The 7,575-nt window shown below is 72.9% G+C and carries 7 protein-coding genes and 1 pseudogene; 7 read left to right on the top strand and 1 reads right to left on the bottom strand.

All coding sequences use genetic code 11. The features are described from left to right. Window positions 1–132 precede the first annotated feature (132 nt). The 7 genes and pseudogenes from ABZ749_RS24805 to ABZ749_RS24835 all read left to right on the top strand — a co-directional run bounded on the left by ABZ749_RS24805 (window position 133) and on the right by ABZ749_RS24835 (window position 6,875). On the top strand, window positions 133–1,488 hold the full coding sequence (locus ABZ749_RS24805) for an efflux RND transporter periplasmic adaptor subunit (RefSeq protein ID WP_357231756.1): 1,356 nt from the start codon (window positions 133–135) through the stop codon (window positions 1,486–1,488). Beyond that, window positions 1,485–2,372, top strand: a pseudogene (locus tag ABZ749_RS24810) (ABC transporter ATP-binding protein); the annotation flags it as partial. The gene ABZ749_RS24805 and the pseudogene ABZ749_RS24810, both read left to right, overlap by 4 nt. Before the next feature lie 155 nt (window positions 2,373–2,527). Beyond that, the gene (locus ABZ749_RS24815) at window positions 2,528–3,712 is read left to right on the top strand and encodes an ABC transporter permease (RefSeq protein WP_357231747.1); all 1,185 of its coding nucleotides are present in this window, start codon (window positions 2,528–2,530) and stop codon (window positions 3,710–3,712) included. A gap of 212 nt (window positions 3,713–3,924) precedes the next feature. Then, window positions 3,925–4,134 carry a helix-turn-helix domain-containing protein gene (locus ABZ749_RS24820; protein ID WP_007465625.1) on the top strand — a complete coding sequence of 70 codons (210 nt, stop codon included), beginning with the start codon at window positions 3,925–3,927 and terminating at the stop codon, window positions 4,132–4,134. A gap of 270 nt (window positions 4,135–4,404) precedes the next feature. Beyond that, entirely contained in the window at window positions 4,405–4,506 is a 102-nt protein-coding gene (locus tag ABZ749_RS24825) for an AURKAIP1/COX24 domain-containing protein (RefSeq protein ID WP_007465623.1), read from the top strand. Between the two features lie 121 nt (window positions 4,507–4,627). Beyond that, window positions 4,628–5,704, top strand: coding sequence for an NAD-dependent epimerase/dehydratase family protein (locus tag ABZ749_RS24830; RefSeq protein ID WP_357231750.1), 1,077 nt, complete (start codon window positions 4,628–4,630; stop codon window positions 5,702–5,704). Between the two features lie 289 nt (window positions 5,705–5,993). Continuing rightward, on the top strand, window positions 5,994–6,875 hold the full coding sequence (locus tag ABZ749_RS24835) for a lysophospholipid acyltransferase family protein (protein WP_357197687.1): 882 nt from the start codon (window positions 5,994–5,996) through the stop codon (window positions 6,873–6,875). A 28-nt stretch (window positions 6,876–6,903) separates the two neighbouring features. On the opposite strand, the gene ABZ749_RS24840 is transcribed toward ABZ749_RS24835, so the two are convergent. Continuing rightward, the coding region (locus ABZ749_RS24840; RefSeq protein WP_357231753.1) for an HAD family phosphatase at window positions 6,904–7,575 on the bottom strand (672 nt) is incomplete at its 5' end.

Consider the following 7,575-nt stretch of genomic DNA (forward strand, 5'->3'; position numbering starts at 1 on the left):
GGTCGACGCTGCACGACGAGTGCGTGGCGTACGTCCGCGCCACCGCCGCCTGACGCAGCTCGCAGGCGGTGCGGCGGTGCGCCGTACCATCGATGGGTGCGCCGTTCCCAGTCGTCACGGCCCGCCAGCACCATGCGGCCCCGCCTGCTCATCGCCCTGACCGCCGTCGTCGTCCTCACCGCCACCACCGCCGCCTCCTGCGGCGACGAAGGCCCCGATCTCGCGCTGGCGTCGGCCACCCGGAACCCGGTCACCGAGGTGATCGACGCACCCGCCACGGTCACCGCCCGCGCCGCCGCCACCCTCACCGCTCCCGCCGACGGCACCCTGTCCAGCCTGCGCGTCCAACCCGGACAGCGGGTCAAGCGCGGTCAGGTGCTGGCGGTGGTCGACTCGCCGAGCGCGCAACAGCGCCTCCGTCAGGCCAAGGAGGCGCTGGCCGCCGCGAAGCGCGCCGGCCGAGGCGTCGGCGCGGGCAGCCTGACCAGCAGCCGGCGTGGCACCGACAAGGCCGCCGACGAGGCGTTCGACGCTGCCCGCGAGGCGGCCGAGAAGATCGCCGACCCGCAACTGCGCGACGCGCTGCTCACCCAGGTGACGTCCGCGCAACGCCAGTACGCTGCCGCCGCGCGCAGCGCCGACCAGGCGGTCCGCTCCGTGCAGCGGGGGATCAACGGGTTGAGTTCCGCCGTCGGCGCGCTCTCCGCGGCGCAACGGCTCCAGGCCCAGCAGGCGTACGACCTGGCGAAGGCGACGGTCGACGCGCTGACCCTGCGCGCCCCGATCGCCGGGGTGGTGCAGCCCGGCGGCACCCGGGCCGGCGGTGGCGCGAATGCTGGTCTGGCCGGGCTTTTGGAGCAGGCCGGTGGCGCGCAGGCGGCCGGTCTCGACCCGTCCGTGCTGGCCCCCAGCCAGGGTGGGCCGCCTCCCGGCGTGGACGACGCCGTCGCGGTCGGTGGTCAGGTCACCGCAGGCACCCCGGTGCTGACCGTTGTCGACACCGGGCAGTTGGGTCTGCTCGCCGAGGTGGACGAGACCGACGTGCTGCTGGTCAAGGCCGGCGTGCCGGCCACCGTCGAGTTGGACGCCGTCACCGGTGCCAGCTACGACGCGGTGGTCCGCTCGGTCGACGTGCTGCCCACCAACTCGGCGCAGGGCGGCGTCACCTACCGGGTCCGCCTGGCGCTGGGCGCCGGAAAGCTGGCCGAGGACGAGCCCGCTCCGACGCCCCGCCCCGGCATGAACGCGATCGTGCACCTGCGGGTACGCGAGGCTGTCGACGCGGTGACAGTCCCCGCGTCGGCGGTGTTCTCGGCCGACGGCCGGGACGCGGTCTGGGTGGTCCGTGACGGCAAGGCGGGCCGGGCGTCGGTGACCGTTGGCGTCCAGGGGTCCGACCTGGTGCAGATCCTCAACGGCGTGCAGCCCGGCGACCGGATCGTGGTGCGTGGCGCCGATCAGGTCCGCGACGGCCAGGAAGTCCGGTGAGCGAACCCGCCGTCGCGGATCCGCGCGGCGATCCGCCGGAAGGGGAGCGCGTTCCGGCCATCGAGGCGGTGGACGTGTCCCGGACGTACCAGCTCGACGGGGTGTCGGTGGAGGCGCTGCGCGGGGTGTCGCTCACCCTGCAGCCGGGGGACTACGTGGCGCTGGTCGGCCCGTCCGGCTCGGGCAAGTCCACCCTCATGCACCTCCTCGGCGGGCTGGACCGGCCCACCGGTGGCCGCCTGGTGATCGGCGGACGCGACGTCAACGCCCTCGCGCCACCGGAGATGGCGACCCTGCGCAACGAGACCATCGGCTTCGTCTTCCAGGCGTTCCACCTGTTGCCGCGTACCTCGGCGGTGGAGAACGTGGCGTTGCCTCTGGTCTACCGGGGAGTCCCGGCCCGGCGGCGGCGGGAGCGGGCGGCGGCGATGCTGGGCCGGGTCGGCCTCGGGCACCGGCTGGACCACCGGCCCAACCAGATGTCCGGCGGCGAGCAGCAGCGGGTGGCGATCGCCCGCGCGCTGGTCACCGAGCCGACGGTGCTGCTGGCCGACGAACCCACGGGCAACCTGGACAGTGCCACCGGCGCCGCCGTGCTGGGGCTGTTGGAACAACTGAACGCGGAGTCGGGGGTGGCACTGGTGATGGTCACCCACGATCAGGAGGTGGCGGCCCGCGCTCATCGTCGGATCACCATGCGCGACGGGGTGGTCGTGGCGGACAGCGGCGACCCGCGCTCCGCTCATGATCGACCGCCGTCCGTTGATCACGGTCGACCTGCGACACTGGTCCCCGCTCCCAGCGCGGAGCCCCGGTCCGCGTCCGGAAGCGGTCCGGAGCACCCGTCCGGTGGCTCCGGTGGCGCCGCCGGAGCCACCGGGCGCCTTCCGCGCGAGGTCGAGCGGCCCGAGGCCGACCCGGGCGAGGCGCGTGAGAGCGCTGCGGGCTCGCGCGGGGTCGAGCGGCCCGAGGCCGACCCGGGCGAGGCGCGTGAGAGCGCTGCGGGCTCGCGTGGGGTCGAGCGGCCCGGAGGTACGGCGTGAGAGTCGCCGAGGCGTGGCGGGTGGCGCTGGACGCCCTGCGGGCCAACCGGCTGCGGAGCGCGCTGACGATGCTCGGGGTGATCATCGGGGTGGCCTCGGTGGTGCTGCTGGTGGCGATCGGCACCGGCACCAAGCAGAAGGTCGAGCAACAGGTCGAGGGCCTCGGCTCCAACCTGCTGCTGGTCGTCCCCGGCCGCATCGAGGTGGGCAACGCGCCAGTCGTCTCGCCGCTGACCCTCAAGGACGTGGACGCCGTCACCCGGGTGGTCGGCGACCCCGATCGGGTGGCGGTCACCGTCGCCTCGGGGGCGACCGCGCGGGCCGGCGCCCGTTCCGACTTCACCACGGTGCAGGGCGTCCTGGAGACGACCCCGGCGGTGTTCACCCGCTCGCTGGCGCGGGGACGTTACCTCACCGGCACCGACGTGGACACCAGCCGCCGGGTGGTGGTGCTCGGTGACTCGGTCGCCCGTGCGCTCTTCCCCGACCGGGACCCGCTCGGCCAGCAGGTGGCGCTGGCCGGGGTGCGGTTCCGGGTGATCGGTGTCTTCGCGCCCCTCGGGCAGAGCCTCGGCGTCGACCGGGACGACGAGGTGCACGTGCCGGTGACCGCCGCGCAACGACTCTGGGGCACCCAGCGGGTCGACGGCATCGCGGTGAAGGCGCCGGACCGGGAGCGGATCGACGAGCTGGGCGAGCGGATCGTCGCCGAGTTGAACCGCCGCCACCCGGACACCGAGTTCAGTGCCGTCACCCAGCAGCAGATCCTCGGCGTGCTCGGCGACATCCTCGGTGTCCTCACCGGCGTGCTGGCGGCCATCGCCGGCATCTCGCTGCTCGTCGGCGGCGTCGGCGTCTCCAACATCATGCTGGTCAGCGTCCGGGAGCGGACCCGGGAGATCGGGCTGCGCAAGGCCGTCGGGGCGCGTCCCCGCGACATCGGCGTGCAGTTCCTGCTGGAGGCGGTGCTGCTCACCACGATCGGCGGGTTGACCGGGATGGCGCTGGGCGTGGGCACCGCCGTGCTTGTCGACGCGCTGTCGCCGATCCCGGCGGCGATCACCTGGTGGTCGTTGGCGCTCGCCTTCGGGGTTTCGGCGGTGGTGGGCATCGTCTTCGGGGTGGTTCCCGCGCAGCGCGCCGGCCGTCTCGACCCGGTGGTCGCGCTGCGCACCGAATGAGCGGCAAAGGAACAACCGGACGACGGACGCGGACGGGCGGATACCGGGAGCACGGATCGGGTGAACCGGCCACCTGAGCATGATCAGTTGCAGGAAGGGATCGCGCCGGTCACAACCGCCCCGCTACCGTACTGGTAACACGCGCGTCGTCGGCCCGGCCCGGAGCATCCGTCGGGTTGGCACGCGCCGGGCATGGGATGGGTCGGTGAGCCATGGCCGGGTCACAGTCCGACGGACGGCTGTCGGAGGTCAAGTTCCTGACCGTTGCGGAGGTGGCGACGGTCATGCGGGTGTCAAAGATGACCGTCTATCGGCTGGTGCACAGCGGTGAGCTCACCGCCGTCCGGGTCGGTCGGTCATTCCGGGTGCCCGAGCATGCGGTGCACGAATATCTCCGGGGTGCCTTTCAGGAGACCGCCTGAGCCACCGCCTCACCCTCCGATCGTCGGTTGACCGGCGTCGGTGGGCGTGAGGAGTGAGCTCGCGCGCCCCGCGGTCGTGCGCCAGAGGCGGCCGCGGCGGGGGCGCGTTGGTCCGGCTGACGCCCTGCGGCTACCCTGGAACCCGACCGAGACCCCACCGGTGCGCCCCGCCGCCCAGACTGGTCCGGTCCGTTGTCCGCAAGCGGTCGCCGTCGCCACCTGCGTGGTGTCATCCGGTCCGCCCCGCACGTTGTATCGAAAGGCTGTCGTATGGGCTCGGTGGTCAAGAAGCGCCGTAAGCGCATGGCTAAGAAGAAGCACCGCAAGCTGCTGCGCAAGACCCGCGTCCAGCGTCGCCGTCTCGGCAAGTGACCGCCGCCGGGCTCAGGCCCGGCGTTCGGCGTCACTTGCCAAACTGTCGACCTCCGGAGGCTCAGGTGATCAGGCCGTGGTCGTCCCGGCTCGGTCCATCCTGCCGGCGTAGGTGCGTCAGATGACCCCCGGTGGCACCTCAGGTGCTCCGGGGGTCGTCGTCGTCACCGGAGTGGGTCGTTACCTGGGAGCCCACGTGGCGGCCCGTCTGGCCGCCGACCCGCGCATCGAACGGGTCATCGGGGTCGACGCACCGGACTCCGGCATCGAGTTCACCGACCTGCTGGACCGGGTCGAACGGATCCGCGTCGACAACGGTTCCCTCGGTGGCCTCCTCGCCGACCTGGACGTCGACGCGGTGGTGCACCTCGCGCTCGTCACCTCACCCGACCCGCAGCACGGCGGCCGGTCCGGGATGAAGGACCAGAACGTCATCGGCAGCATGCAGATGCTCGCCGCCTGCCAGCGGGCACCCCGACTGCGCAAGCTCGTGGTCCGCTCATCGACCGCCGCCTACGGGGTGTCGTTCCGGGACCCGGCGGTCTTCACCGAGGAGACCGAACCCCGCGAGGTGCCGCGCGGCGGTTTCGGCCGCGACATCCTCGACCTTGAGGGGTACGTGCGCGGCTTCCGCCGCCGTCGGTCCGACGTCACCGCCACGGTGCTGCGCTTCGCCCCGTTCATCGGCTCGACCGCAGACACCACGCTGACCCGCTATTTCTCGCAGCCGTTCGTGCCGACCGTCTTCGGCCGTGACCCCCGCCTGCAGTTCCTGCACTTCGACGACGCGTTGGAGGTGCTGCACCGGTCGATCGTGGAGGACCATCCCGGCACCTACAACGTCGCCGGCCCCGGCGTGCTGTCGCTGTCCCAGGCCATCCGGCGCGCCGGCCGGGTCGCCGTGCCGGTGCTGGAGCCGGGTCTCTCCGGGGCTGCCGCGCTGGCCCGCACCATGGGCTTCGGCCGCTACGGCCTGGACCAGGTCGACCTCTTCGTGCACGGCCGGGTGGTCGACACCAGCCGGCTCGAGCAGGAGTACGGCTTCACGCCCCGGTCGACAGCCGAGGCGTTCGAGGACTTCATCCGGGCCCACCACGGTGGCGTGGTGGTCACCCGGGATCAGTTGGCCGCCGCCGAGCAACTCGTCCTGGACGGCATCCGGCAGGTGCGCTCAGCGGTCCGGGAGCGGTCATCGTGAGCGCGAGGAGCGAGCCGGTTCTGCGAGCCCCGCAGTCGCGAACCGAGGCGGCATCATGAGCGGCTTCGAGGAGGGGCGCGACCCGCAGTCGGTCGGGCGTTTCGACGTACCCGAGCGGGTGCCCGCTCCGGACGCGGAGCCGGCGCGGCGCAACGGACATCGACCGGCTGGGCAGGCCGCGCCAACCCCGGCCGCACCGCCGGCCTCGACCGCACCCCCGACCCCGAGTACGCCGCCGACCCCGGCTCCGGCCGCACCCCCGGCCCCGGCCGACGGGGTCGACGGTGGGTTGTCCGGCGGCACCGAGTCGGCGGTGTCGGACCGGCCCGGGGACCACTGGGACCGCAAGGTCGCGAACGGGTTGGCGTTCCTGCGCCGGCGGCTCTCCGGTGACTACGAGGTCGACGAGTTCGGGTTCGACTCGGAGTTGACCGACGCGGTCTTCCACCCGCTGCTGCGGCTGCTCTACCGCGACTGGTTCCGCACCGAGGTCAGCGGGGTGGAGCACGTCCCGGTGGATGGGCCCGCGCTGGTGGTCGGCAACCACTCCGGGACTGTGGCACTGGACGCCCTGATCCTGTCGGCGGCGCTGCACGACAAGCATCCCGCCCATCGCTACCTGCGGCTGCTCGGCGCCGACCTGGTCTTCCGGATGCCGGTGGTCTCCGAGTTGGCCCGCAAGACCGGCGGCACCGTGGCCTGCAACCCGGACGCCGAGCGGCTGCTCAGCGGCGGCGATCTGGTCGGTGTGTTCCCCGAGGGCTTCAAGGGCATTGGCAAGCTCTACGCCGACCGGTACAAGCTGCAACGCTTCGGGCGGGGCGGGTTCGTCTCGGCGGCGCTGCGTACCGGCACCCCGATCGTGCCCGTCGCCATCGTCGGCGGCGAGGAGATCTACCCGATGCTCGCCGACATCAAGCCCCTGGCGCGGCTGCTGAAGCTGCCCTATTTCCCGGTCACGCCGACGTTCCCGCTGCTCGGTCCGCTGGGCATGGTGCCGCTACCCAGCAAGTGGCTGATCGAGTTCTGCCCGCCGATCCCCACCGCCCACCTGACCGACTCGGCGGACGACCCGCTGGTGGTCTTCAACCTCGCCGACCAGGTGCGGGAGACCATCCAGCAGACCCTGCACACGCTGCTGGAGCGACGCCCCGACCCGTTCGGCCCCTGAACCAGCCAGCGCGACGTGTCGCGTGAGGTCACCCGGCTCGGCGGCGGCGCTGGAGGGCCAGGCCGGCGGTGACCGCGCCCGCGACCAGCCCGGCGGCCGCCGTCGACGGTACGGCGATCTTGACAGCCCGGCGACCGCTGCGGAAGTCCCGCACCTCCCAGCCGTGCTGGCGGGCCTGCCGCAGCAGGGTGCCGTCCGGGTTGACGGCCACCGCCCGGCCCACCGCGCGGAGCAGCGGCAGGTCGTTCGCCGAATCGCTGTAGGCCGCGCAGCGGGACAGGTCGAGCCCTTCCAAGGCGGCGAGCTGAGTGACCGCCTCAGCCTTGGCCGGCCCGTGCATCAGGTCACCCACCAACCGTCCGGTGTACGCCCCGTCCAGCACCTCGGCCACAGTGCCGATGGCACCGGTCAGGCCGAGCCGGGCGGCGATCACCCGGCCGATCTCGACGGGGGCGGCGCTGACCAGCCAGACCCGCTGACCGCCGTCCAGGTGACGCTGCGCGAGCTGGTGGGTGCCGGCCCAGATCCGGGGGGCCATCATCTCGTCGAAGATCTCCTCGGCGAGGTGTTCGACCTCGTTGACCCGCCAGCCCTGCACGAAGGCCAGCGCCGCTTCCTTGGCCAGTGACATGTCACCGGCGTGCTCCCGGGCCAGCAGCCGGAAGCGGAGCTGCTGCCAGGCGAATCGGGCCAGGTCGGC

The organism is Micromonospora sp. NPDC047753 (genome assembly GCF_040642735.1).
GTDB lineage: Bacteria > Actinomycetota > Actinomycetes > Mycobacteriales > Micromonosporaceae > Micromonospora.